General features: G+C 71.9%; 1 protein-coding gene. It reads right to left on the bottom strand.

The features are described 5' to 3' along the window. Nucleotides 1–392, bottom strand: a 392-nt coding sequence (locus Q1A06_RS20935) for a type I secretion C-terminal target domain-containing protein (RefSeq protein ID WP_299568049.1), incomplete at both ends; no start/stop codon positions are given.

Raw genomic sequence — 392 nt, 5'->3', positions numbered from 1 at the left:
ATCCGCGTCCAGCCCGCTCAGCGCCAGCGCCACCGCCGCTTCCTCGCCCGCCTCGATGGTCGCGTCCGCCATCCCCGGCCCCAGCGCCAGCGCCATGTTGCCGTCGTCATCCGCAGATCCCGGCGGTGGTCCCGCCACCAGCCGCAGCGTCCCCGCCGCCACCGAAATCTGCTCCGGCGTCACATCGCGCAGTTCCGCCAGCGCCACCGATCCGGTGCCCGGCACATCGACCGAGATGATCACCCCGAGGTAGCTGTCGGTCACCGACACCGCCGCTTCGGCCGTCACCGCGTCCCAGCCATAGGCCGTGGAAATCGCCGACAGGTCGATCACGTCGCCCTCGCCGGGGCTGAAATCCTCGACCCGGTCGCGCCCGCCCTCGAACGCATCCG

The sequence above is a fragment of the uncultured Sulfitobacter sp. genome, assembly GCF_947497275.1.
In the GTDB taxonomy this organism is placed as follows: domain Bacteria; phylum Pseudomonadota; class Alphaproteobacteria; order Rhodobacterales; family Rhodobacteraceae; genus Sulfitobacter.
The sequence above is the reverse complement of the archived record's forward strand: the minus strand, read 5'-3'. Positions and strand labels throughout refer to the sequence as shown.